Source organism: Granulicella sp. L46, assembly GCF_009765785.1.
Classification (GTDB): domain Bacteria; phylum Acidobacteriota; class Terriglobia; order Terriglobales; family Acidobacteriaceae; genus Granulicella.
Genome location: NZ_LMUT01000016.1, coordinates 238,417 through 263,436 on the forward strand (window position 1 = coordinate 238,417; position 25,020 = coordinate 263,436).

Sequence of the window (25,020 nt, forward strand, 5' to 3'; positions counted from 1 at the left end):
CGCTTAATGGAAAATACCGTTAGCGCATTACATTCTGCGTTTACGGTAGACTGACTGGCCATCAGCAGAAGCAGCTGGCGCGATACGCATCAGTCTTCCGGACGGCCAAATGCCGGTGTGCGGTCAGTGTGCGGCGCTAGCAAATCGCTCTGCTGGACAGTCTGTGGCTGAAGTGATTCCCGACCGCGTTCTACCGGATGCACGGGAGCGGCTAAACACTGGTCGACTCTGCGGCAGTGATAGGACGCGCAGTCTCAAGTTGTTTTCTAGACAGCAAAGTTGACAGTAACCACCAAAGATTTCGGGCTGTCTCCTTGGAATCAGTGGACGCGGAATCTCCGTATCGTGCACTAACGACTACATCAGGTCACAGAATGGAATCGGTGTCTCACAACTCAAAATCCGCAGAGGGCACACACTAAGCCTTCGTGCTGCGCGCACTCCGTATCTGTTCGATCCCGCGCCAGGCGGACCCGGAAATCGCCACCTGATAAGCACTAAATAAATATGACTCAGACGATTTCGTACAACCTCGATAGTCTCGGTTGAATGCAATTCGAATCCCTTATCCGCATTCTGCTTAAGGAGGAATTTGGTATAGGAATTGAAGTGTGTGGGGAGGCAGCGCAAATCATGGTAGAGATGCGTATTGTCATATCGAACTCAACGTCCACCAGTTAGGCCCTCTGTCTTATCGGCATGACTTCAGGCATGGCCTTTAGAATGTCCAGATAGTCAGACCACAGTTGCATCATCTTGCGACGTTCGGGCAAGTGCGCCGTGCGGTTGTAGGCACGTCCGTTTGGATCGCGGACGGCATGGGCTAATTGGTGCTCAATGAAATCGGGCCTGATGCCGAGCACTTCGTCAAGGATGGTTCTCGCAACCGCTCGAAAGCCGTGTCCGCTCATCTCATCCTTGGGGATGCCCATGCGTCGCAAAGCTGCGAGGATAGCATTGTCGCTCATGGGCCGGTGATTGCTTCGCGCACTAGGGAAAACAAATTGACCTCTGCCCGTAAGCGGTTGGAGTTCGCGTAAGACTTCCAGAGCCTGTTTGGAGAGAGGGACAATATGATCCGTATGCGTTTTGGTCACTACGAAACGCCACTCCGCCCCGTCAAGGTCGATGTCTGCCCATTCAGCCTTGCGCAGTTCGCCTGGGCGAACGAATAGCATCGGCGCAAGACGCAAGGCTGAGCGCACGGTTAGCGTGCCTTCGTAGCCTTCCATTGCTCGCAAGATTTCTGCAACCCGCTTTGGATCTGTTGTCGCTGCTAAGTGTTCGCCCTTCACTGGGGGCAGCGCTCCGCGAAGATCGGCGGCTGGATTACGCGTGGCGCGTCCAGTGGCGATGGCATAGCGGCATACCTGCCCGCAATTGCTCAAAGTGCGGTGCGCGGTTTCCAGCGCTCCTCGGCCTTCAATCCTGCGCACAACGGCCAAAATATCTGGTGCTGTTATATCGGCTATCGGACGCGAACCTATCCAAGGGAATACATCGCGCTCCAATCGGCTTAGGATGCCCCTGCTGTGGTTGGCTACCCAGGTAGGGGAGTGTTTGGCGAACCACTCACGGGCTACCACTTCAAAACCGTTAGCCAAGCCATCTGTGCGGGCTGACTTCTGTGCTTTTCGATTTTCGCTGGGGTTGACTCCGTTGGCTAGTAGTTTTCGGGCTTGATCCCTACGGTCCCGGGCATCTTTCAGGCTGACATCTGGATAGACGCCAAGAGACAGCCGGTTTTCTTTCCCATCGAATCGGTATTTCAACCGAAACCACTTGCCCCCGGTTGGCGAGACTTCTAGATATAGTCCGTGGCTGTCGTATAGGCGGACAGATTTTTCGCGGGGCTTCGTGTTTCGGATCGAAGTATCAGTCAGAGGCAATTGGGGCAACTCTTTCCAGGTGCAATTCACTTGCCCCTAATGTTGCCCCTAGTTGCCCCCGGATGTCAACCCGTCGCATCGTTCACTATCGGACGCCAGAGACGACAAAACCCGCATATTTTGCGGGTTTTATGTTGTTATTGGATCTCATTGGATGTTTGATTGGTGGAGGCGGCGGGAGTCGAACCCGCGTCCGAAAAAACTGTCAACAGAGAGCGTTCATGCTTTTTCCGTTCGCATTTGTCTCGTAGTGAATGCTTGCAACGGACGAAGACGCATTCACCACCAGCCTGATTAATCTCGTCCTTGGCGTACAGGCGGAACCCCGCGGACCAGCCTACTGTGCGACGATCGGTACAAGCCCGTAGGCGAAGCCTGAGCGATCGGCTACTTAATTATTAAGCAGCAAGCGCGAATTGAGGTTCGGCACTTATAGTTTTGTGAGCGATTACGGGTGTCCACACCCCGGCATGCCTCTCTGCCGCAAGCAATCCCGTCGAAGCCGTGACGCCCCCATTATTGAGACTGGCACCAACATTGCATTGGGCATTCAAAGAACTAGATGTAGTATACGTTGATCCTTCGAAACGCATATCTCAGGCGAACGCAAGCAGCAAGGCGCCCGTGGTGACTAATGCCGCACCCGCGATCTTTACTGGGGACATACTTTCGCCAAAGCATAGCCAGCCTGCAACGATCACAATGGCGACGCTGAGCTTATCGATCGGTGCGACTCCGCTGACGGGCCCGATCTGCAAAGCGCGAAAATAGCAAAGCCACGAAAGTCCTGTGCATAGCCCGGAAAGAAGCAGGAACACCCAGCTTCTACGGCCAATCAGACCAATTCCACGATGGGCGTCAAGGCTTAGCGCGATTGTCCAGGTGAAGATCAGGACGACTGTTGTTCGGATGGCTGTGGCCAGGTTGCTGTCGATCCCTTCGACTCCAACCTTCGCAAGTAAAGCTGTTGCCGCAGCAAATACGGCTGAAAGTATCGCCCAAAAGATCCAAGTCATCTTATGCTCCCATGGATAGCCGGACGTCTATGTGATTACATAGACTCTTAGTCCATATACAGCCAGAATGAAACCTTTTGTTCTTCCGTTGGTAGCGATGGATTCTAACCACCATACGGCTCAATGGCTTGATCCAATTAGCCCTGCTGGAGATCGTTTTGTGAAATATCAATGTTTTGTGATGGATAGCGTGGTTGGCTCGGTCGAAAAAGCAAAAAAAAGGCGGCACGAACGGTGCTTTGTTCGTGCCGGGAGGCCAGTGACGCAACTTGCTCTCGAGTGTTTGGCAGCACTCGAGAAAACTTTCGCGAGATATGCTCTTTGGGAGAAATCTACGCTAAAAAGAATATAGCACATGCCGTCGGCGAAATGTCTAGTCTTCCGGAAGCATTTCGTAACTCTTTTTTGCGATCTCGTGCGCCATACTAATATCGTTTTGGGTAATGCCGCCGGCATCATGGGTTACCAGTGCAAGGCGAACCTTGTTATAACGGATGTCGATATCGGGATGGTGGCCGGCTTTTTCGGCGAGATCGGCGACATGGTTTACGAACTTCATCGCCTGCTGGAAGTCCTTGAACGTGATGATTCGAACCAGCTCGCCGCGTTCGAGTTTCCATTTGGCAAGGGTTGCGAGGGACGCCTGGATCTTATTTTCATCCAAAACCTTATTCATAATACCTGCTATCTGGCTGCTGTGATGTGGCTTACGGCTGCTAGTCGCATGATGGCCGTTGGGTGCGTTTGCGATTGGATACCCAGCCGGGCTTGGTGGTCTGACGGCTGCGCCCCAGACTCAGCGCATCAGCTGGTACATCCTCTGTGATGCAGGAGGCAGCAGCGATGTAGGCCTCATCGCCAATGTTTATAGGGGCTACGAGCGTGGAGTTGGAGCCTATGAAGGCGTTGTTGCCAATTACTGTTTGGTGTTTGTGGGTTCCGTCGTAGTTGCAGGTGATGGTGCCGGCGCCTATGTTTACGCCGGAGCCAATGGTGCTATCTCCCAGATAAGAAAGGTGGTTAGCCTTGGAGCCGCGGCCCATTTTTACTTTTTTTGTCTCGACGAAGTTGCCGATGTGGGCTTCTTCGCCGATTTCGCTTTCCGGGCGCAGATGGGCGTAAGGTCCTAACTTTGCACCACTTCCGATGGTGGATTGCAAAACGATGCAACCGTTGCGCAGGAGCACCTTGTCGCCAATCTGTGCGTCTTGAACCACGGTATAGGACGCAAATCGACAGTCTGAGCCTACTTTCGTGCTGCCCAAAATCTGGACGTAGGGTTCGATGACGGTGTCGGGACCGATCTCGACCTGGGCGTCGATGACACAGGTTTCGGGACGGAAGATGGTGACGCCCTGGGCCATGAGGCGGCGGGCGGTGGCGAGGCGCATAGCGGCGTCGAGGTGCATCATCTCCTCGATGGTGTTGGCGCCGAGCACCTCGTCGACGGAGCCGGAGGATTTGAGGGCGACGACGCGCTGGTTGTCGGCGACGAGGAGGGCGGCGACGTCCGTGAGGTAAAACTCGCCGTGGGCGTTGGTGGTGGAGAGGGAATCGAGGTGGGTAAAGAGTGCGGAGGTGCGGAAGCAGTAGATGCCGGAGTTGATCTCCGGGGCATTCAGTTGATCGGGCTTGAGGGATTTCTGCTCTACGATCGCGGTTACTTCGGGGGCGGCGTCGGAGCTGCGGAGGACGCGGCCATAGCCGGTGGGATTTGGGGGGGTGGCGGTGAGGATGGTCATGGCGGCGCGCTGGGCGAGGTGGAAGGCGCAGAGTTCTTCGAGAGTGGAAGGTTTGATGAGCGGTACGTCGCCGGAGAGGACTAGGAGGTTTTCGGGAGGGGTCTGGCCGGTGGCGATGAAGTGCGCCTTTAGTTGCTGAAGGGCGTGGCCGGTGCCGCGCTGGTCGGCCTGAAGAACGAAGGAGACGCCGGTGGAGGCGACGGCGGCGCGGACCTGGTCGGCTTCGTGGCCGATGATGCAGAAGATCTGGCTGGCGGGTGCAATGGTTTTGGCGGCGGCGATTACGTGGAGCAGGAGGGACTGGCCGCCGATTTCGTGAAGGACTTTGGGGCGGCGGGACTTAAGGCGCGTGCCTTTGCCGGCGGCCATGATGGCAATTCCGAAGGATGAGGTTTCCATACGGTGATTATCGTCTCATGGGTGCGGGAAGAAGGTGCGGAAGGTGGATGGTTTGTGGATCATCCGTGATTCTGAAGCGAAGCCCGCGCGCCCGACTTCCGACCCAAACTTTACAAATTCACAATATAGGACCAGATGAGTCTGGTATTCGTTTATAGTAATTACTGATCTCGGACTCATTTAGTCGGGAATAGAAGGCGTGTGCATGAGGGCCGCGCGAACCAAGGGCGACGGATGGCCGTGAGGGCGAGCCGTTCGCTTAGAAGCAAAGGAATGTGAACGTGCAGAAGTTGAAGCGTGGAAGCAGCTGTGGCAAGCGGGCAAAGCTCGTCGCTATGGCTACGATGACGGCATATGCCGCGATGAGCAGGTCAGACGCAAAGGCGCAACAAATGGTGGCAGCCGCGGCAGGGAAAGAGCCTATTCCGGCGCAGCTCCCCGTCCGGCGTTTCCGGATTGCGGAGGGGCCGCTCACTACCGCCCTTGATCAATACCGCCAGCAAAGCGGCGTAACCCTCAAGCTGGAAATCCCCCCTGAAATCCTCGCCACCTTCACCGCCCGCGCGGTGGTAGGGCTCTATCCCAACGACTCCGCTCTGCGGCAGCTGCTGGCCGGCACCGGCCTCAACTTCACTTTCGACGGCACCGACGCTGTGCGCATTGGCGTTCGCAACCAGGAGTCGGTCAACGTCAACGGCGGCCTTCCCGACGCCGTCAGCATGACCAAGTTCACGGAGCCCCTGCTCGACACTCCACAAACTGTCGTCGAGGTCCCCCAGTTTATTCTCCACGACGAACAGAATCGCTCTCTCCTCGACGCTGTCCGCAACGTTCCCGGCATCAGCATTGCGGCAGGCGAAAGCGGAGCCCAGGGCGACAACCTCACCATCCGCGGCTTCACCGCACGCAACGACATCTTCCTCGATGGCATTCGCGACTTTGGCAGCTATTACCGCGACAGCTTTAACTTCGAGCAGGTAGAGGTCCTCGAAGGCCCCGCGGGTGTTCAGTTCGGTCGCGGATCGACGGGCGGCGTCATCAACCAGGTGAGCAAAATGCCCACTGTTGATAAGTTCATTGACGTTCAAACACAGTTCGGCACCGACGGTACCCGCCGTGTCACTGCAGACGTCAACGAACCGCTCCCCAATTTCGCCCACGGCACTGCCGTCCGCGTCAACGCTGTAGGCTACGCAGGCGGGGTCGCCGGCCGTCCATTCGACGAGACTCGCCGTTTCGGCATTGCGCCATCGATCTCCTTCGGCTTGAACTCCCCCACCCACCTCACGGTTAGCTACTTCCATCTCAACGACGACGACACCCCCGACTACGGTCTGCCGTGGTTCGAAAACGGCCTTGCTCACGGCGTCAACCGGCACGCCTACTTCGGTTTTCCGGATGCGAATCATCTCCGGACCAACGACAACATCGTTACCCTCAAAGCCAACCACGCCTTCGAGGGTAGCGGCGACGTCGACCTCCACACCATCGCGCGTTGGGCAAATTATCCTCGCGACGTGCAGATCACGGAGCCACAGATCTGCTCGAACGTCAGCGTCAGCACTCCTGTCGGCGGCTACGTTGCCGCCCTTCCGACGAACGCTCTCAACACCCATCTGCCCTGTCTTTACACACAGTCCACACCTGCCGCGGACATCACCGTCAATCGCAATCAGATCCAGATCAAGAGCGTTGAAGGCGATCTCTGGGACCAGACCGAGGTCACGGCCCACTTCAAGACCTTCGGCATTCGCAATGACTTCGCTGGCGGCGTTGAAGGTGGCCGCGAGGTCTCCAATCCCATCAAAACCAGCTACACCGAGTTCGGCATCAACAGCGTTACGCCCACAAATCTCGCCAACCCGAATCCCTCCGACGTTTTCGCGGGCGTGGGCTACATCGCGTCCATCACGCATGTCACCTCGGAGAGCGTCGGCCTCTATTTCGTCGACACGCTCAAGCTCGGACGTCGGGTTGAGCTGAGCGGCGGCGTTCGCTGGGACTACTTCGACACCTCCTATAACCTCTACGCTCCGACCACCAGCATCCCAGGCGCCGCTCCCACCCCGAACATCGCGCCCCTTGAACAGAAGGTGGATCAGCCTACGTATCGAGCCGCCTTCGTGTTCAAACCGAACCAGCACAGCAGCGTCTACTTCGACTACGGCACCAGCTTCAATCCATCTGCCGAAACCCTTAGCCTCAGCGTTGCCACCAGCATTCTTCCACCTGAAGAAAACGAGTCGTACGAAATCGGCGCGAAGTACAGCCTCTTCCATCAACGTCTGCAGCTTGAGGGTGCCCTCTTTCGCACGGAGCAAGACAACGCTCGCGAGACCAGCCCGACTAACTCGAACGTGATCGTGTTAGCGGGAAACCAGCTTGTGAAGGGCGTCCAGGCCAGCGCCGTCGGACAGCTCGGCGGCGGTACGGACTTGGTGCTGGGATACGCTTATCTCGATAGCTCGGTGATTTTCTCCCAGGAATTCCCAACCTCCATCGGCTTTCCCTTGGCCAACGTCCCCAAGCAGACCTTCAACGCCTTCATCACCCACAACCTTTTCTGGAAGATCAGCGGCGGCGTCGGCAGCAACTACGTTGGCAGCCGCACGGCCAGCTCGACTACACCGTACGTCGGCACCAACCACTCCGGGCCCATCACCTTTGCCCCCGGCACGGCGCCCTGCGGTGCCACCGCGACCACCTGCTATGAGGTCCTCTCAACCGCCATGAAACAAGTTCCTGGCTACTGGGTTTTCAATCTCATGGTGAAGCGGTCGATCACGCATCGCATCGAACTGCAGGCCAACATCTACAACCTCTTCAACCGCTTCTACATCGACCAGCCACACCCCAGCCACCTCATTCCCGGTGCCGGACTCAGCGCGCTGATCGGTGCGAACTTCAGATTCTAGGAGTCAACACGTGCAAAGGAAGACCCTATGCTAATTACCATCGAAAAGGTCCTCACGCCTGGGCAGGTCAACGAGGCGCGACAGAAACTCGCTTCAGCGGAATGGGTAGACGGTCGCGTGACCGCCGGCTACCAGGCCCAGGAAGTAAAACGCAACGCGCAGATTCCGGAGAGCTCGCCGGCGGCGAAGGAGCTCGGCGAGATGATCCTTGCTGGGCTGGCGCGCTCTCCGCGCTTTATGTCGGCTGCGCTGCCGCTGCGCGTGTTTCCACCTATGTTCAACAGCTACGCCGGCGGCCAAACATTCGGCACGCATGTCGACACGGCGATTCGCCAGCTCGCCACCACTGGCCAGCGAATCCGCACCGACCTCAGCGCCACGCTGTTTCTTACTCCACCCAACGAGTACGACGGCGGCGAGTTGATCGTCGAAGACAGCTACGGCGAAAAGAGCGTCAAGCTTGCTGCCGGTGACATGGTGCTCTACCCGGCCACCAGCCTTCATCGCGTCGAACCCGTCACCCGCGGCAATCGTGTTAGCTCCTTCTTCTGGATCCAAAGCATGATTCGCCAGGATGCTCACCGCGCTCTATTGTTCGAGCTCGACGCCTCCATTCAACGATTGGCCGGAAGTGACCTGGCCCAAAGTGCACCGGTGAAGCAAAGTTCGGTGCAACTGACCGGCGTGTATCACAACCTTCTTCGACAATGGGCAGAGATGTAAGCCCAACAATTCGGCGCGACTCGAGCGCACCGAAGGTGCCCACGTCACCCTCATGGCGTGGGCACTCATTAGGTAAAAGGGGTCTTGTTGCGAGGCTTGCGTTATGCCGATCAGGGTTTGGTGACGTCGATGGTGTTGTCGTCGGGGATGCGATCGATGAGCTTGTTGATCGGGTCGATGCCCGCGCGGGTTGGGAGTTCGTCGACGATGATCTCGAAGGTGTTCTTCTCCTGCGTGATCTTTTCCTTCTTCAGGTAGAGAGCCTTCTCATGGTCCTTCTTGCCGGAGAACACACCGATGTCGACGTAGTCGGCGAGAGGCATAGGGGTTTCATTACCAGAGCCGTCTGACTTGAACTTCTTTGCCTGGACGGTGAGGGTTACCTTGTACTTCTTGTCGGGCGTCTGGACGTAGGTGGCGGTGAGGGCCTTGTTGTCGTAGAGGACGATGTTTTCGAAGGCGTCGGTGATGTAGTACTGATATTCGGGTGGGGTTTGAGCGCGGAGGGCATCGACGAACTGACGAGTATCAGGGTAGGGCTGGTCCTGGTTGTCCGTGGCGTTAGCGTAGCGATACTGCATGAGGAAGTTATGCAGGGCGAGGTTTAGCTTGTCTTCGCCGATGAAATCCGAGAGACCATAGAGGACGAGCGAGCCCTTCTGATACCAGACGTAGGCTTCGCGCTGGACGAGGACGATGGGTGGCTCCTTGTGGGCTTCGCCAGCGCGGCCACGCAGATAGCCGTCGAGCTCGTGCTTGAGGAACTTATGCATCTGGTCGTCGCCGTACTTGTGTTGCGCGATACGGAGGGCAGAGTACTCGGCTAACGATTCGGACATCATGTTGGAGCCGGCGACGGCGCCGCCGATGAGTTGGTGGCCCCACCATTGATGGGCCAGTTCGTGCGCTGTGACGAAGTAGGTGCGGTCGATGTCCTTCTGGGGATCGAGGACGCGGCCGAGGAAGCCGGGCTCGGTGTAGGGAACTGTATTGGGGAAGGACTGGGCGAAGTTGCGATAGCGCGGGTACTCGAGGATGCGGAACTGTTTGAACTGGAAGGGACTGTAGTTCTTCTCGTAGTAGGCGAGTCCGGCTTTGGACGAAGCGATCATATCGTCGACGTCGTAGGGGTGGTGCGGATCGTAGTAAACCTCAATGTTGATGGGGCCGTTGACGCCCTGGTAGACGTCACGCTTGACGTCGTAGCGGGCCGAGACGTAAGCGAAGAAGTCGAGGATTTTGACGTCGCCCATGCTGTAGGCGAAGTAGTGGCGGCCGTCCTGATGCCAGTCGCGCTGGAGATAGCCGGGAGCGATGGCGACCTGGGGCTTGCCTTCGGAGTCGTGATCGGAGGTGCTGACGACGGTGCTGTAGGTGATCCAGTCAGAGTCCTTGGTGAAGAGGTTGGTGCGGCTGCCAAGGGGGTCGCCGCGCTGGGGGAGATCCTGAACCGGTGCGAGGTGTTGTTCGCGACGGCGGCGGGCGTCGGTGAGCTCGAAGCCGCTGTCGTAGCCGATGGTAGGGAAGTAGCCGCTGTCGAAGAAGGTGCCGGAGTAGGCGAGCTCGGGACGTTCTCCACCGTCGCGGAAGCCATGCGAAGTGTAGCCGACGTTGAAGTTCATGTTCATCTTCTCGCCGGGAGCGAGCGGCTGATCGAGCGCGTAGATGGTGTAGAGATCGCGCTTGATGGTGGAGACTTTGTGGAAGGGGCGATCGAACTGAATGTTGGAGACGGACTGCTGGGTGTCGACGACGTGGATTTGCGAGATGGGTGAAGGCGTTTTGTTCTGGAGGACGAAGTGGCCGGTGCTGGAGAAGGAGCGGCGCTCGGGGAAGATGTCGATGTTGGCGTCGACGGCGATGATCTTGGGTTGCGGGAGGTATTGATACTTCTTGAAGTCGCGCTCGTAGTTGGCCTGGATGTCGCGCTGTTGGGGAGCGCTGAGGAATTCGTTGAGGACGTGGGTGTTGTAGAAGTACCAGACGCCGCTGCCGATGGCGATGAGCAGAAAAAGGATGCCGGCAGGCGCGAGGCGTGGGGCGCGATGGCGGAGATGGCGCAGGCGCGAGGCGAGGCCGTCGTCGGTACCGCGGACCGCGAGACCGATGGAGATGACCGCGAGTATGGCCGCGATGGCGAGCCAGTAGGTGATGGACCAGAAGAGAGCAGGAGCGAAGTGGCCGTAGCCATTCATGTCCGAGTAGATGTAGTTGGGCGTGTTGCCGAAGAGGTAGAGCGTGTTTTCCCAGCCGTGGGCTTGTAGCACGCCGAGGAGGACGAAGCTGCCGATGACGATGGCGTGGCCGATGAACTTGTTTTTGAGAACGGTCTGCAGGAAGAGGGCGAGGAAGGTGTAGATGAGGATTTGGGGGAAGACGACGATGTAGAGCTCTTTGAAGTATTGGAGGAGCTCGAAGCGGAAGTAGCCGGCGAAGGTCTGCGAGAGGATGCCGCAGAACATCACGACGGTCAGCAGGGCGAGCTCGATGACAGCGAGGGCGGCGAGTTTGGAGAGCCAGTCGGTGGATTCGCGCATGGGGAGCGCGTCGTGGATGCCGTCGAAGTGGGTGTCGCGCTCGCGCCAGACGAGCTCGCCGGAGTAGAGCGTGGCGACGACGATGAGAAGGACGAAGGACTGGCCGCGAACGGCGTCGAGCATGAGGAAGGTAACAGGGTAGAGAGTGGCGTCGTCGACGTGGCCGGCAAAGTGGCCGCGGAGGAGGGCATACATCACGATCACAGCGAAGATGGCCCAAAACGGAAGCTCGGTGAAGATGTTCTTCACGCGGATGCGCGTGAGGGAGAGGAATTGCTCAAAGGTGGTGGTGACGTTGAACACCTGGTGAACTACGGGGAGACGCTTGGCCACGAGGGAGCGAACGGCTTTCGCTGTGGAGGCATCGTTCTCACGTTCGCGGGCGGCGCGGCGGCCCTGCGAGACGGAGGTGAGGGTTTCTACGGATAGGGGAAAGAGGGTGTAGACGACGAAGAGGCTAATGGCGCCGATCGCGGTCCAGACGAGGCGATTGTAGAGGACGACGCCGGACCAGGGGAGCTGCAGGGTGTTCTGCTCGACGGGGGTCCAGTAGCGGGTGACGGCGTCGAACATGCGGAGACCGACGGGATCGAAGATTGCGGACCAGAAGTGCTCGAGGCTACGTGTGGAGCTGAAGATGGCGTTGATGGTGAGGTAGACGACGAAGAAGACAACGCCCTGGAGATAAACGACGAAGAGCTTGCGGGTGAGAGCGGCGATGGTGAAGAAGAGAGAGCCGAGAAAGAAGATCTGGACAACGGTAATGAGGAAGAAGGCGTGCAGGTACCAGTGGAAGGCGCCGTGGCCAATGCGAGCGTGGTCGGCCCAGGGAGCAAAGGTGCCGGTAGCTTCGCCGAGGACGAGTCCGAAGAAGATGCAGACAGTAGTGATGAAAGAGCCAAGCCAGCGGCCGCCAAGGTAGGCGAACTTGGTGATGGGCTTGGTGAAGATGATCTGGTAGGTGTCGCGCTGGAAGTCGCGCAGGATGGAGGTGCCGAAGATGGCGGCGATGATGATGCAGCCGAAGAAGCTGAAGATGATGTAGAGAATGGAGGTCGACGAAGGACCGTTGAGGAAGACTTTGTCGTTGCCGGTGGTGAAGAAATCGTCGACGGCCATGGCCATGAAGGCGAGGGAAAAGAAGAGGGCGAAGTAGACGTAGGTAGAGAGGCTCTTCGCGCGGAGTTTGAGCTCGAATGTAAAGAATTCCCAAAACTGTGCCATGTAAACCCTTCCGTTTCGCTATACGCTGTGGGTGTGTTTGCCGGTAAGAAGCGGGGCTAATTCACTGGGGCAGCGTTGGCGGCGTGGTTGGTTAGGTTGAGGAAGTAGACGTCCTCGAGGCCGGAGTCTACGGGCTTGAAGTCGGGGCCGGGGTTGGAGTCGGCGTAGATGCGGACTTCGTGGAGGCCACCGACTAGGTGGGTGGAGATGACATTGAAAGAAGCTTCGAGCGCACGAAGCTCGTCGTCGGTGGAGACGACCTTGGAGAAAATCTTGCCGTTGAGAGCGTCAAGGGCGGAAGCTGGAGAGCCTTCGAGGAGGACTTCGCCGCTGGCGATGATGGCCATCCGTGGGCAGAGTTCGCGGACGTCGTCGACGATGTGGGTGGAGAGGATGACGGTGACGTTGGAGCCGATGGAGCTGAGGAGATTGAGGAAGCGGTTGCGCTCGGCGGGGTCGAGGCCGGCGGTGGGCTCGTCGACGATGATGAGCTTGGGATTGGCGAGCAGGGCCTGGGCGATGCCGAAGCGCTGCTTCATGCCGCCGGAGTAAGTGCTGAGGGACTTCTTGCGGGCGGCCCAGAGGTTGGTCTGGTTGAGCAGGGCATCAACCATCTGGCTGCGCTCCGTCTTGTTGGAGATGCCCTTCATGATGGCGAGATGGTGGAGCATGTCGAGCGCGGACATCTTGGGGTAGACACCGAATTCCTGGGGGAGATATCCGAGGACTTTGCGGACGGCGTTCTTGTCCTTGAGGACGTCGATGCCGTCGAGCGTGACGGTGCCGGAGTCGGGATCCTGGAGGGTGGCGACGGTGCGCATGAGCGAGGATTTTCCTGCGCCGTTGGGACCGAGGAGACCGAACATTTCATTGCCGATGGTGAGGGAGAGATTCTTGAGTGCCTTGACGCCGTTGGGATAGGTCTTGGATAGACCAGAGATAGTGAGTGCCACGCGCGGGTGCCCTCCGATGCGTATGAAAGCTGAATGATTGCAGTAGCCGGAATATATCACGGCGACCGTAATTTGGGATGCTGGTTGAGCGGTGCAATCGGGGATGTCTTTGAATTCAGGGGACGACAGTTTCTGTGGGTAACGCGGTTCAGGCCTGGCAGAGAGTGAGGATTGTTGGGCCGAAGGTGTCGAGCTTTTCGGGGGCGACGCCACGGACGTTGCGGAGTGTCTCGAGGCTGGTCGGGGCGGCTAGCGTGATGTTGCGCAGGACCGTGTCGGAGAAGATGAAGAAGCTGGGCAAGCCGGCGGCGCGAGCGGCCTCGCGGCGCCAGTCCTTCAGGCGGTCCTCGAGGGCTAGTTGCTCGGCGGTGAGCTCTGGAGCGGGCGGTGGCGGCGGAGCTGGGCGCTTGTTGGGGTGAACAGCGGAGGTTTGGGTGTTGGCAGCGATCGAGAGCAGCGGTTGGAAAGCTTCTGAGCGCCTTGTCGGGGCGAAGTTCTTCGGGGTCCTTCGACTCCGCTCCGCTTCGCTCAGGATGACGGGCTTCTGGGTGGTGGGCTGTGGTGCGTCGCCGCGGCAGATGGCGATTAGGTCTGCGCCGTAGCGGTCTACCTTGGTTGGGCCCATGCCGGAGATCGCGTGGAGGGCGCTTAGGTTCTGGGGCGCGCTGGTGGCGATGGCGCGGAGGACAGCGTCCCCGAGGATCATGAAGGCTGGCGTCTTGGTGGGACGGGCGATCTCGGTGCGCCAGGCGCGGAGTTGGGTGAAGAGGTGGTCGGCTGCGGGGTTGAGGGCGTCAGTTTGCTGCGAACCCACCTTAGCCGAGGATGAAGCTCTCGGCGAAGATGGGGCACCCGACTTGGTGCGGGAGCGCTTTCCGGGAACGGCGGAGAGGTTGGTGCGGAGCCAGACGGTGTCTAGTGTGGCGTCGTCTGGGGTTCGGCCTTCGTGGGTGATCGCGGCTTTGCGGTACGTGATGTCGCGGCCTTCGGGCGAGGTGAAGGTGTCGTTGGTTAGGGTGATGAGGGCGGCGCGGGCCAGGCCATCGAGTAGGATGTCGAAGTCCTTGCGGTCCTTCATTAGGTGGAGATCGGTGAAGAGCTTGCCCGTGGACGTGCTGCGGTGCTCGAGGGCGGAGAGGATCTCGCGGAGCCAGGTGCGTTCCTGCGCTGTAGGTTGATGCGCGGTCTGCGCGGAGCCTGTGTCGCCAGGGTTGCAGATGTCGCAGAGGCCGCAGGTGGTGGCCTTGTCGCTGGTGTCGCCGAAGTGCTGGACTAGCGCGTGCATGCGGCAGTCGGTGGATTCGGCGAAGGCGATCATGCCATCGATCTGGGCACGGCGGACGGCGACTTGCGTCTCGTAGGCGGATTGCCAACGCGGGGCAGCAGTGGAATCCCGGGTCCCAGAATCGGGACGCGGGGCACCCGAGTTTTCGTCGGCGAGGCGGACGTCGCCGTTCATGTCCATGAGGGCTACGCCGGCGACGAGGAGCTTCTCGATGGTGCGGTCGAGGGTGTCGCGATCGATTGGCGTGCGTTTCTTGAGGATTGCGTTGTGGAGCACGTCGACTTGCGTGAAGTCTGCGGGAAGGCAGATGGCTACGCGCTCCAGGTCGGAGGTTGGCGGGTAATTTTTTTCGAGGAAGAATTCTTGTAATCGGCGGTCGGCGAAGCCGTGGAGGAGGATGGTGCGCGAGGGGAGGCCATCGCGACCGGCGCGGCCGATCTCCTGGTAGTAGGCTTCGACGGAGCCGGGTAGCGCTACGTGGATTACTGTGCGGACGTCGGCCTTGTCTACTCCCATGCCGAAGGCTACTGTGGCGACGACTACGTCTAATTTGCCGGAGAGGAACGCTCGCTGGACTCGGTCGCGGGTTGTCGGGTCGAGGCCTGCGTGGTATGCGGCTGTTGGGAAATGCTTGTGGAGCGTGGTCGCGAACTCTTCGGCTTGCTTGCGCGAGCCGGCGTAGATGATCGCGGGGCGCGCGTTTGGTTGCTGCAAGATGTTCAGCGCGAAGTCTGCGCGTTGCGGCTTGGAGAGCTCGATGGCCTGAATGGCGAGGTTGTGACGTCGGAATCCCGTGATGAAGATGGCTGGATTTTGCAGGTCGAGTTGTAGGGCTATGTCGCGCTGGACTGTGGGTGTTGCTGTCGCGGTTAGAGCGATGATCGGTGCAGGCCGCAGGGCTGGGAGGTACTGGCCCAGCGTTCGGTAGTCGGGGCGGAAGTCGTGGCCCCAGGCCGAGATGCAGTGGGCTTCGTCGATGGCGACGAGGACCGGTTTGCGCTTGGCGAGCATCTCGGGGAAGCCGGGGACGCGCATGCGCTCGGGGGCGATGAAGAGGAAATCCAAGTTGCCGGCCAGGTAGTCGCGGCAGGCTTCGCGGGCGTCGTCGCGGGAGAGGCCGGAGTGGACCCGGGCGACGCGGAGGCCGAGGGCGGTTAGCTTGGCAGCCTGGTCGTCCATGAGGGCGATTAGCGGCGAGATGACCAGTGCTGTGCCGCCGCGAGCCAGGGCTGGGAGCTGGTAGCAAAGGCTCTTGCCCGCTCCTGTGGGCATGACGAGGAGGACGTCACGACCGGAGGCGGCGGCCTCGCAGACCACTTGCTGGTGGGCGCGGAAGTCGCCGTGACCGAAGACGCGGTGGAGGAGCTCGGATAGGGTCTCGGTTGGTTGCAGCGTGGGCATTGCTGGGTTTATCTTCGCATATTGTTTGCCTACAGTCGGTGGAAGGCCGCACCGGTGTTCGAGGGGGTACCCCCCTCCCCCCTGCCGGGTAGTACTTGCTGGGCAAGTAGTTGATATGAGATGGCTTAAGTGGCGAAGTATCCCCGGCAGGAGGGGATACTTCGCCTGTAAAGTAGGGCAAGCATTGGGGTTATGCGAAAAGTATCGCGGCCATTGGAGTTTTCGCTAAAAAGCACCCCAGGGCTCGCCTCAGGCTGATATGTGTCGGGCTGGCGGCTCTTAAGTACGTGTGGGGCGAGAGTGGAGGGGCTTATTTAATTGTACGTGGGTGGTGGGGTAAGTATGCCAAAGTCTGGAGAGAGAAATCGTCAATGGGGGCGGGGGTTTTGTGGGTTTAGAGGGTGCTTGGGGGGTTGACACGCGGATTTTGGGTTGTTTTTGAGGGTGGTTCTGGAGATTTATTTTGTGCTGCGTGGACGGCGAGAGTTTCCTGCGGGGCGGAATGGACGGGTCGGTCGCGCGCGTTAGGCAGAGTCCCACTCATGACGATGAGCCCGTTAAGCATGGGGCACCTGGCTAGTGTTTGGACGTGCGGTTTTTGAGGCGGTCCAGTTGGGAATTCATGAAATGGAGGCACTCTAATTCTCGTTCGCGGGTAGGGTGGTGGGTTGTTGCGTAGTCCGGAAGGGGTGGAAGGGCTGCGAACGAATTGACGAGTTCGACGAATAAAGGTGGAGGATGGTTTGAGATATTCGTGACTCGATTGGTTTTCCCGTGGAAGGTGAGTGTGAGCTGATCAAGATTTCCATCTGAAGTGGGGTGGGTTGGCTGGTAGAACTCACAGAGGCGACAGAATCCTCCGTCCCGTGCCTTGGAGATAAGCGCGATGGCTTGGTCGGGAGGGATCTTAAGGTGCTTGTCGACATCGTGAAGAGGACAGCCGGAAGTGAAGCCAGGGATTAACGTGGCTACCGCATCGCGCTCTACGCGACCGTCGCCGTAGATGCGCACCGTGTACGGAGTGCCTGGCATGCCGTCGAAGGTGGCGAATTCGAGGGAGTCGGTGGCTTGGACTGGAGCTTTGCTGAGCGGCTTGATCAAGGCGAGAAGTGGGCAGTTGAGTCTGGGGCGATTGGGCAGGTTGATGTGGGGACTGAAGTAGAAGTACGCAAGGACTAGAAGTCCGGAGAGGAACCAGATGCTGACCTTGCGCAAAAATCCGGCGCGGACGTTCATGCCTTGCGCTTGCCCTTCCAGGCGCCGACGATGGCGCCCATGAGGAGCAGGTCGCAGAGGCCGTAGCCTGCGTTGATGGCGTAGAGGGAGAGGGGGCGGATTTCGAAGATGTAGTCCTTGGCGAAGGTGGTGGCGATGAAGCCGAGCCAGAGGACGGCGCCTACCTTGATGCCGCGGAAGAGGGTTTGTTCGCCGGAGGCCTGGATGCAGACGGAGAGGACGGCTGCGGTGACGAAGGAGCAGAGGAGGGCGACGGCGTACTGGATGGGAGGCGTGATGTGGGGTTGGCTCATGAGCCATTCCATGGAGCGGTCGATGCCGGCTAGCCAGGGTTTGAGGAAGAAGCTGAACCAGCCGGCTTCGAAGAGGAAGGATGCAAGCATCGCGACGACGAGGGCTGGCCAGTAGAGACGGATGGGACGCATGGGGACCTCCGGTGGATTCAGCGACTTTGTATCATCCTGGTGGACCGGTGGGAAGGAAAATGATTGCGTCAGGCACGGTGGCGGAGATTTTTTGTTTGGTGGAGAGACTTGGGATGTGGGTGGTTCGTCTATGCTCGTACCACCGGTAATCAATACATAGAGGCAAAAACAGCTGGCAGTTGTTTTGCTTCGGAGGAAGAACTTGAACGCTACGGCAGGGAGTTTTCTTACAGCGAAGCAACTACGCATCGCGCGGCAATGGACGGCGGTTTCGGCGTTGGTCTTGACGGCAACGATGGCGTTTGGGCAGGAGACGCGGCCGCCTCGGCGTCCGGGAGAGCCTGCTAGCGAGAGCGCTGGGGCCGCGGAGCCGGATGCGAAGAAGGACGGCGCGCTGCCTATACCGGCGGAGACTAAGGTCGAAACGAAGCATGACTGGACGGCGGGCGCGCGGGCGGTGCATTACACGGCTACCGCTGGGACGCTGCAGATCAAGGATGACGAAGAGAAGGTCATCGGCGTGATGTTTTATGTGGCGTATACCGAGGATGGTGTGGCGCCGGGATCGCGGCCGGTGACGTTTTTGTATAACGGCGGGCCGGGGTCGGCTAGCTTGTGGCTGCACATGGGGTCGGTTGGGCCGGTGCGGGTGGTGACGGAGAGCCCGAAGGCTACGGGGCCGGCGCCGTTTGGGGTGGTGCCGAATCAGTACAGCTTGTTGGATAAGTCGGACCTGGTGTTTATTGATGCGCCGATGACGGGATTTTCGCGCGCGGCGGGTAAGGGGACGGCGAAGGATTTTGCTGGCGTCGATCAGGATGTGAAGGCGTTTGAGAAATTCATTACGCGGTACATCACGATTAATAACCGGTGGAACTCGCCGAAGTTTTTGTTTGGCGAGAGTTATGGGACGCCACGCTCTGCTGCGCTCGTGGCAGCGCTGAATAATGATGGGATTCAGTTCAATGGGGTGGTGCTGCTGTCGTCGATATTGAATTATGCGGTGCGCGATCCGGGATATGACACGGATGCGAAGACGTATCTTCCGAGCTATGCAGCGATTGCCTGGTACTACAACAAGGTGCCGCATACCGGGACGATGAAGGAGTTTGTGCAAAAGGCGCGAGAGTTTTCGCGGGGTCCGTATGCGGCGGCGCTGGAGCAAGGCGATCGCCTGCCGCCGGCGGAGTTCGATGCGATTGCGCAGCAGGTGGCGGCGTTCACAGGGCTGAGTGTGGAGTATGTGAAGGACTCGAAGCTGAGGATCTCGGCGACGCGGTATCGCAAAGAATTGTTCCGGGGAGACGATCAGATTTTGGGGCGGTACGATGCTCGGTTTCAGGCGTTTGATGTGGATGCGGCGGGGGAGAATCCCGGGTTCGATCCTTCGGATACAGGGATTTCAGGCGTGTTTGTTGGGGCGTTCCATAACTACCTGCAGAACGAGCTGAAGTATACGGAGTCGGAGACATATAACTTGCAGGGGCCGGGGATTAATGAGAACTGGGATTGGAAGCATCGGGCGTCGGGCGGTGGCGGGTTTGGGCGCGGGCAGCAGTTGCAGCCGGATACGGTGATCGATTTGGGCGATGCGATGCGGAAGAATCCCAAGCTGAAAGTGTTTTCGGCGAATGGATGGTTTGATCTGGCTACGCCGTTCTTTGGGACTGAGCACGATATTGCGCAGATGATGCTGCCGCCGGGGATCGCTTCAAATGTATCGTTTGGATATTATCCGGCGGGGCATATGGTGTATCTGAATGTGGACGCGCTGAAGGAGATGCATGCGGATTTGGAGGGGTGGTATCCGACGGCTGTGAAGTAAGGGCGTTGTCCGTTCTTAGTTGTTAGTTCTCAGTTGGAGGCGCTTCGCTGCGGCGGGGCGCTTCTTTTTTTTGGAGAGTGGGAACGATAGACTGGTTGGGATGAGCGATGAATCTGTGAAGCATGATGGGTCGTTGAATTCCTTGAGCCGGGCTGCCTCGGCGTATTTGCGCTCGGCGCAGCATCAGCCGATTGAGTGGAATGAGTGGGGGGCGGAGGCGTTCGAGAAAGCGCGGCGGGAGAATAAGCCGGTGCTGCTGGATATTGGCGCGGTGTGGTGCCACTGGTGTCATGTGATGGATCGCGAGAGCTATGAGAATCCTGCTACCGCCGAGATCATTAATGCGAAGTTTGTTGCGGTGAAGGTGGATCGGGATGAGCGGCCGGATGTGGATACACGGTATCAGTCGGCTGTGGCTGCGATTAGTGGGCAAGGGGGGTGGCCGCTGACGGCGTTTCTTACTCCGGATGGGAAGCCTTATTTTGGGGGGACTTATTTTCCGCCGGATGAGCGGTATGGGCGGCCTAGTTTTCAGCGCGTGCTGCTGACGATGGCGGATGCGTTTGCGAATAAGCGCGAGGAGGTGGAGGAGTCTGCCGGCAGCGTGATGATGGCGATTGAGCATAATGAGAGCTTTTCAGGCAGGGCTGGGAATCCGGGAGAACCGCTGCTTGAGAAGGTCATTGATTCGATTGTGAAGCAGTTCGATGAGAGGAATGGCGGGTTTGGATCGCAGCCGAAGTTTCCGCATCCGGGGGCGCTGGATTTGTTGGTCGATGCAGCGGGAAGGGGTGGGGAAGAAGCTGCGCGGGCGAAGCATGTGGTAGAGGTGACGCTGGAGAAGATGGCGGCGGGTGGGATTTATGACCAGCTGGCCGGCGGGTTTCATCGCTATTCGGTGGACGAGCGGTGGGTGGTGCCGCACTTCGAAAAGATGGCGTATGACAATAGCGAGCTGCTGAAGAATTATGCGCATGCGTTTCAAAGTTTTGTCGAGCCGGAGTTTGCTCGGGTGGCGAAGGACATTTTGCGGTGGATGGATGAGTGGCTCAGCGATCGCGAGCTGGGTGGGTTCTATGCTTCGCAGGATGCGGATGATTCGTTGGACGATGATGGCGATTACTTTACGTGGACGGTGGATGAGGCGAAGGCGGTGCTGTCGGCGGAGGAGTTTGCCGTTGCGGAGAAGTATTTTGAGCTGAGGGTGGTGGGGGATATGCACCATAATCCCCAGAAGAACGTGCTTCGCGTGGGTCCTGCGCGGACGGCGGGAGTTGACGAAGGCGCTGTGGAGACGGTGAAGCGGAAGATGTATGCGGCGCGGTTGCTGCGGAAGACTCCTTATGTGGATCGGACGGTTTATACGGGGTGGAATGGGATGTGCATTTCGGCGTACCTTGCGGCTGGGCGGGCGCTGGGGTTATCGGAGCCGGTGGAGTTTGCGTTGAAATCGTTGGAGCGGGTGGTGGCGTCGGTGTGGGATGCGCGTGCTGGGATGGCGCATGTGGTTGCGTATGGTGAGGGGGTTGCGGCGGCGAGGATTCCTGGGGTGCTGGAGGATTATGCGTTTGTCGCTGCGGCTGCGCTGGATGCGTGGGAGGTTACCGGGGAGTTCGCGTATTACGCTACCGCGAAAGAGATTGGGGATGCGATGCTGGCGCGGTTCTATGATGCCGTTGGCGGAGGGTTCTTCGATACAGAAAAGGATGCGGATGCGATCGGGGCGCTGAGTGCGCGGCGGAAGCCTTTGCAGGATTCTCCTACGCCGGCGGGGAATGCGGTGGCGGCTGCGGTGTTGCTGCGGCTTGCGGCGCTGACCGGTGATGCGGTGTATGAGACGCGCGCGCAGGAGACGCTGGAGACGTTTGCGGGTGTCGTCGAACACTTTGGGTTGTATGCGGCGAGTTATGGACTGGCGTTGCGGCGGGCGGTGGCCGGGTCGGTGCAGGTATGCGTGATTGGCGACGATGATGCGGCGGAAGTGTTGGCTGCGATTGCTATGGCGAAGTATGCGGTGAATAAGAGCGTGGTGCGGTTGCGGCGAGATCAGCTTGATCGTTTGCCGCCGGCGTTGGCCGAGACGTTGCCGTTCTTGCCTGTGAGCGAGGGGAGCGTGGCGGTGGTTTGTCGGGGGAATAGTTGTTTGCCGCCGGTGGAGAGTGCGAGGGAGTTGTTGGCGGCGTTGAATGGTTGAGCGGTTGGACCAAGCACGTTGATGGGTCTAAGGAGAAGGTCCCAAGGGCTAAAGCCCGCGTTGATTTGTGGGCGGTATTGCCGGGACTAAAGTCCCGGCCTATCTCAGAAGCAACGGCAGCGACTCAGAAGCAACGGCCGCGACTCAGAAGTGCGGCAGCGACTCGGACGTAAAGGCAGCGACAAGGACCAGGGCGTTGGCGCAAAGGGTGCGAAGGTTGCTACGTTTCGCCATGTAATAGGAGCAAATGTCTGGGGAGATGCAGAGAGAAGCAGATCCCAGAGGGAATGACAGAAAGAAAGGCAAGAACGGGAGACAGCGGGTTCTTCGCTGCGCTCAGAATGACAACTAGAAGAGCAAAGACGAAGCATTCCTCAGGGTGTGGCCGAAGGAAAGGCATGGCTGGATCTGTGGGAGAAGGCTAATCATCCGTGCGGGTGCGGGCTTGGTGGCAGGTCCTTCGGCTGCGCTCAGGATGACGGCACAGAACAAGCAAAGCCAACGGCCAATGCAGGGATCTCTCCACTACGCATCGCAAAGACATGATGCTTCGGTCGAGATGACGGATTTTTGAGGCGTCTCTGAGGGCTAGAAGGGGTGGATGCTTTGGGTGGTGCCTTCGAAGAGGTAGTCGCAGGGTTCGGTGCGGAGGGTGCCGTCGTGGACTACGAATTTTTTCTGTTCGCCGGTGCCGCGGGTGCTCCATAGGGAGACGCTGGCGTAGGCGCCGTCTTTGCGGAGGATGTAGTAGATCATGTCGAGGTAGCGGAGTCGCGTCATGTCGTTGTTGTAGTTGCGGGCGAGGCGGCGGAGGGTTTCGAGGCCGGCTTCTTTGGGAGTGGCGCCGCGACGCATTAAGTCGACGATGGTGTGGGCGCCGGCGATCTTGATGTTCTCTTCGCCGTTGCCGGTGGCGCCTGCGGAGCCGATGTCCTGATCGGTGTAACAGCCGGCTCCGATGATGGGGGAGTCGCCGACGCGGCCGGGGATCTTCCAGGCGAGGCCGGAGGTGCTGGTGGCTCCTGACATTTCACCTTTGGTGTTGAGCGCGGAGACGTGGATGGTGCCGGTTGTTGGCCAGAGGACTTGCAGTGCGGCTTCCGCGCGGAGGCGGGCGGGGATGCCCATGCGGCCGGCGCGGTCGGATAGAAAACGCATGCGGGCTTCGACGGCGGGAAGATGCTCGCGGGTGGGGTGGCGCGGGAGTTGCAGCATGCTGGGAAGGGCGGCCTGGGGGATTGCACCGGGGGGCGTTGCGACGGGAGGCTTCCAGTCAGGGCTGTCGATGCCGGGACCCCACCAGCCGATGCCGTGTTCTTTCCAGAGGAGCCAGATCTTGCGGGCGTCGTCGGTAAGGAGGTTTTCGGGCTCGAAGCCTTCCGCTACTGCGAATTTTTCTGCGCCGTTGCCTACGATCATTACGTGCGCGGTGCGGCGCATGACGGTATCGGCGAGTTTCGCCGCGTGGCGGATGTTGGTGAGGGCGGCGACAGAGCCGGCACGTCGGGTGGGGCCGTGCATGACTGAGGCGTCTAGCTCGACGATTCCGTCTTCGTTGGGTAGACCGCCGAGGCCGACGCTGTGGTCGGAGGGATCGTCCTCACGGGCCTGGCAGACGTGGATGGCGGCTTCGAGGGTGTCGGCGCCTTGTTCGAGCAGGGCGTAGGCCTCGGTTACGGAGTTGTCGAGGGTTTCGCGGGTGATGATGACCGGTCGCCTGGGCGGCTGGAAGGTGAGCGGCGCGTCAGGGTTCGGATGGGGGTTGGGAGTTTGTGCGGCTGCGCTTCCGGCTACGCTTGCTGCGAGGATGGCTGAGCGGGATAAGAAGGCGCGGCGAGTGGTGGACATGATCTCCTTGGGAGGACGTGCTGAATAGTAGAACATGCTGCCAGCCAGTGCAGCGTTGTTTCGTGGCTACTATGTGCCCAGGCCAGCGATCCCGCTACTCGCTTCGCTCCCATCTTGCCACGAAGACCGGTTTGATGTGGGCTGCTGGCCAGGTTGAATACTCGAAAGGCGATTTCGTTCTTGGGTGTCTGACGCAGGACTGACTTTGGGGGAGATGGCGCTGTCTTTAGAGGCTTCGGCGTCTAGAACCAGGGAGAGAAATTCGCGGATGGAAGCTGCCGAGTCATGGAGTAGATCCTGCTCCAGCGGAGTTAGTCCGTTCAAACTCTCTGCGTGCCAGCCCTCGCGGCTGAGTGTAACGGGAACTCCGCAGGTTCCGTGAAGGCCAGCGAATTCTCCCTCCAATTTCACCTGGCCATGGATGCGTCGACGATCTCCGGCGAGAGCTGCGGCGATGCATTGCAGGATAGCGTTGGAGGTCGCGTTGGGCGTGGAGTGCATGGTATGAGCTGTGATGAACGGTTCGACGAAGATACGTACGTCCGGCAGGGCGCGACGCGTGGCCTCGTACGCTTCAGCGACGCGTTCGTCGCGAAGGAACTGCGTAACCTCGTCCTGGACGATGCGTACGCGATTCTGCAGCGGAATCTCGAGACTTCTGGCGGCCAGCAGATCGAGAGAGCGAAGCAGCCCAGGAGTGTGCGCCATCAGTTCCACGCTGCTCCAGAGCGGGACCATCGCCTGGCCATGTTCTCCCAAAACGCTGGCTCGCAGATCTCTTCGCGAGATGCCGAGATCGTCAGCGACGGCGCGGGCAAAGCGCAGCGAGTCCTGCTGTGCGCCCATGCCGAAGACGCGTTTCCGATCCAGCTTCTCGCACAGGATATGAACTGCAAGCTCGACCGGATTGCTGACCACGATGAAGAGTGAATTCGGAACGTGGAGTGCACACTGTTCGGCAATTTCCTCGAACACGGCGCGGTTCGCAAAACCCATGTCCCGGCGGTTGGTGCATGCTGCCGACATACCTACGCCGGCTGCGACAATTACGATATCCGCGTTCAGATCAGCGAGTCGAGGGACGACTTCGACCTCGACCCGTCCCTCATCAAATGCATCCAGAAGGTCGATGCGCGTGCCGAGTAACTTCGCTTCGGTCTCTTGTGAGCCGTGGCCTGCTAGTTGAAGGCGGTCTCCAGGTTCGAGCAGTTGACTCCTGAGGAGTTGGGCTGCGAGCGAGCTTCCGACCATACCGGACGCACCGAGAATTGCGATAGAAGTTGGCATGATAATTCCTGATCGATAGGGGATTGGCGACGCAAACAACCTGCTGCAGGCGCTGTCCTTCGTATAGAGCGAGGGACTGACGCCGGTTGTGATTCCACAGTAGCGCGATGCTTCAGTGGAG

15 protein-coding genes and 1 other RNA gene are annotated in these 25,020 nt (G+C 59.2%); 4 read left to right on the forward strand and 12 right to left on the reverse strand.

Annotated elements, in window-relative coordinates; genetic code table 11:
* Window positions 1-677: 677 nt before the first annotated feature.
* The 5 genes from GSQ80_RS18015 to glmU form a co-directional block, all read right to left on the reverse strand.
* A complete protein-coding gene (locus GSQ80_RS18015) occupies window positions 678-1,919 on the reverse strand; it encodes an integrase arm-type DNA-binding domain-containing protein (protein WP_254059748.1) in 1,242 nt (413 codons plus the stop codon).
* Window positions 1,920-2,052: 133 nt separating this feature from the next.
* Window positions 2,053-2,404: a transfer-messenger RNA gene (gene ssrA, locus GSQ80_RS18020) on the reverse strand.
* 81 nt (window positions 2,405-2,485) lie between these two features.
* The gene (locus tag GSQ80_RS18025; RefSeq protein WP_158789049.1) at window positions 2,486-2,905 is read right to left on the reverse strand and encodes an EamA family transporter; all 420 of its coding nucleotides are present in this window, start codon (window positions 2,903-2,905) and stop codon (window positions 2,486-2,488) included.
* Window positions 2,906-3,278: 373 nt separating this feature from the next.
* Window positions 3,279-3,581 (reverse strand): 4a-hydroxytetrahydrobiopterin dehydratase, encoded by a 303-nt coding sequence (locus GSQ80_RS18030; protein WP_158789050.1) that lies wholly within the window; start codon window positions 3,579-3,581, stop codon window positions 3,279-3,281.
* Window positions 3,582-3,621: 40 nt separating this feature from the next.
* Window positions 3,622-5,046, reverse strand: coding sequence for a bifunctional UDP-N-acetylglucosamine diphosphorylase/glucosamine-1-phosphate N-acetyltransferase GlmU (gene glmU, locus GSQ80_RS18035; protein ID WP_158789051.1), 1,425 nt, complete (start codon window positions 5,044-5,046; stop codon window positions 3,622-3,624).
* A 281-nt stretch (window positions 5,047-5,327) separates the two neighbouring features.
* Here glmU and GSQ80_RS18040 point away from each other — a divergent pair, with 281 nt between their 5' ends.
* The gene (locus tag GSQ80_RS18040) at window positions 5,328-7,961 is read left to right on the forward strand and encodes a TonB-dependent siderophore receptor (protein ID WP_254059749.1); all 2,634 of its coding nucleotides are present in this window, start codon (window positions 5,328-5,330) and stop codon (window positions 7,959-7,961) included.
* A 27-nt stretch (window positions 7,962-7,988) separates the two neighbouring features.
* Window positions 7,989-8,684, forward strand: coding sequence for a Fe2+-dependent dioxygenase (locus tag GSQ80_RS18045; protein ID WP_158789052.1), 696 nt, complete (start codon window positions 7,989-7,991; stop codon window positions 8,682-8,684).
* Between the two features lie 110 nt (window positions 8,685-8,794).
* Here GSQ80_RS18045 and GSQ80_RS18050 read toward each other — a convergent pair whose 3' ends face one another.
* From GSQ80_RS18050 to GSQ80_RS18070, 5 genes are all read right to left on the reverse strand, one after another.
* A complete protein-coding gene (locus GSQ80_RS18050; RefSeq protein WP_158789053.1) occupies window positions 8,795-12,445 on the reverse strand; it encodes a M1 family aminopeptidase in 3,651 nt (1,216 codons plus the stop codon).
* Between the two features lie 56 nt (window positions 12,446-12,501).
* A complete protein-coding gene (locus GSQ80_RS18055; RefSeq protein ID WP_158789054.1) occupies window positions 12,502-13,398 on the reverse strand; it encodes an ABC transporter ATP-binding protein in 897 nt (298 codons plus the stop codon).
* 148 nt (window positions 13,399-13,546) lie between these two features.
* Window positions 13,547-16,084, reverse strand: coding sequence for a RecQ family ATP-dependent DNA helicase (locus tag GSQ80_RS18060; RefSeq protein WP_158789055.1), 2,538 nt, complete (start codon window positions 16,082-16,084; stop codon window positions 13,547-13,549).
* A gap of 576 nt (window positions 16,085-16,660) precedes the next feature.
* Window positions 16,661-17,320 carry a hypothetical protein gene (locus GSQ80_RS18065; RefSeq protein WP_158789056.1) on the reverse strand — a complete coding sequence of 220 codons (660 nt, stop codon included), beginning with the start codon at window positions 17,318-17,320 and terminating at the stop codon, window positions 16,661-16,663.
* Window positions 17,317-17,745 carry a DUF1761 domain-containing protein gene (locus GSQ80_RS18070; RefSeq protein WP_158789057.1) on the reverse strand — a complete coding sequence of 143 codons (429 nt, stop codon included), beginning with the start codon at window positions 17,743-17,745 and terminating at the stop codon, window positions 17,317-17,319. The genes GSQ80_RS18065 and GSQ80_RS18070 overlap by 4 nt, the downstream gene beginning before the upstream one ends.
* A gap of 202 nt (window positions 17,746-17,947) precedes the next feature.
* On the opposite strand from GSQ80_RS18070, the gene GSQ80_RS18075 reads away from it, so the two are divergent.
* Together GSQ80_RS18075 and GSQ80_RS18080 are read left to right on the forward strand one after the other, a co-directional pair.
* Window positions 17,948-19,570, forward strand: a complete 1,623-nt coding sequence (locus GSQ80_RS18075; RefSeq protein ID WP_254059750.1) for a S10 family peptidase — start codon at window positions 17,948-17,950, stop codon at window positions 19,568-19,570.
* Between the two features lie 100 nt (window positions 19,571-19,670).
* A complete protein-coding gene (locus tag GSQ80_RS18080) occupies window positions 19,671-21,764 on the forward strand; it encodes a thioredoxin domain-containing protein (RefSeq protein ID WP_158789058.1) in 2,094 nt (697 codons plus the stop codon).
* 588 nt (window positions 21,765-22,352) lie between these two features.
* Here the strand turns inward: GSQ80_RS18080 and GSQ80_RS18085 are convergent.
* Complete coding sequence (locus tag GSQ80_RS18085; RefSeq protein WP_158789059.1) at window positions 22,353-23,612, reverse strand: N(4)-(beta-N-acetylglucosaminyl)-L-asparaginase; 1,260 nt, start codon at window positions 23,610-23,612, stop codon at window positions 22,353-22,355.
* Between the two features lie 69 nt (window positions 23,613-23,681).
* The gene (locus GSQ80_RS18090; protein WP_158789060.1) at window positions 23,682-24,899 is read right to left on the reverse strand and encodes a malate dehydrogenase; all 1,218 of its coding nucleotides are present in this window, start codon (window positions 24,897-24,899) and stop codon (window positions 23,682-23,684) included.
* Between the last annotated feature and the right edge of the window lie 121 nt (window positions 24,900-25,020).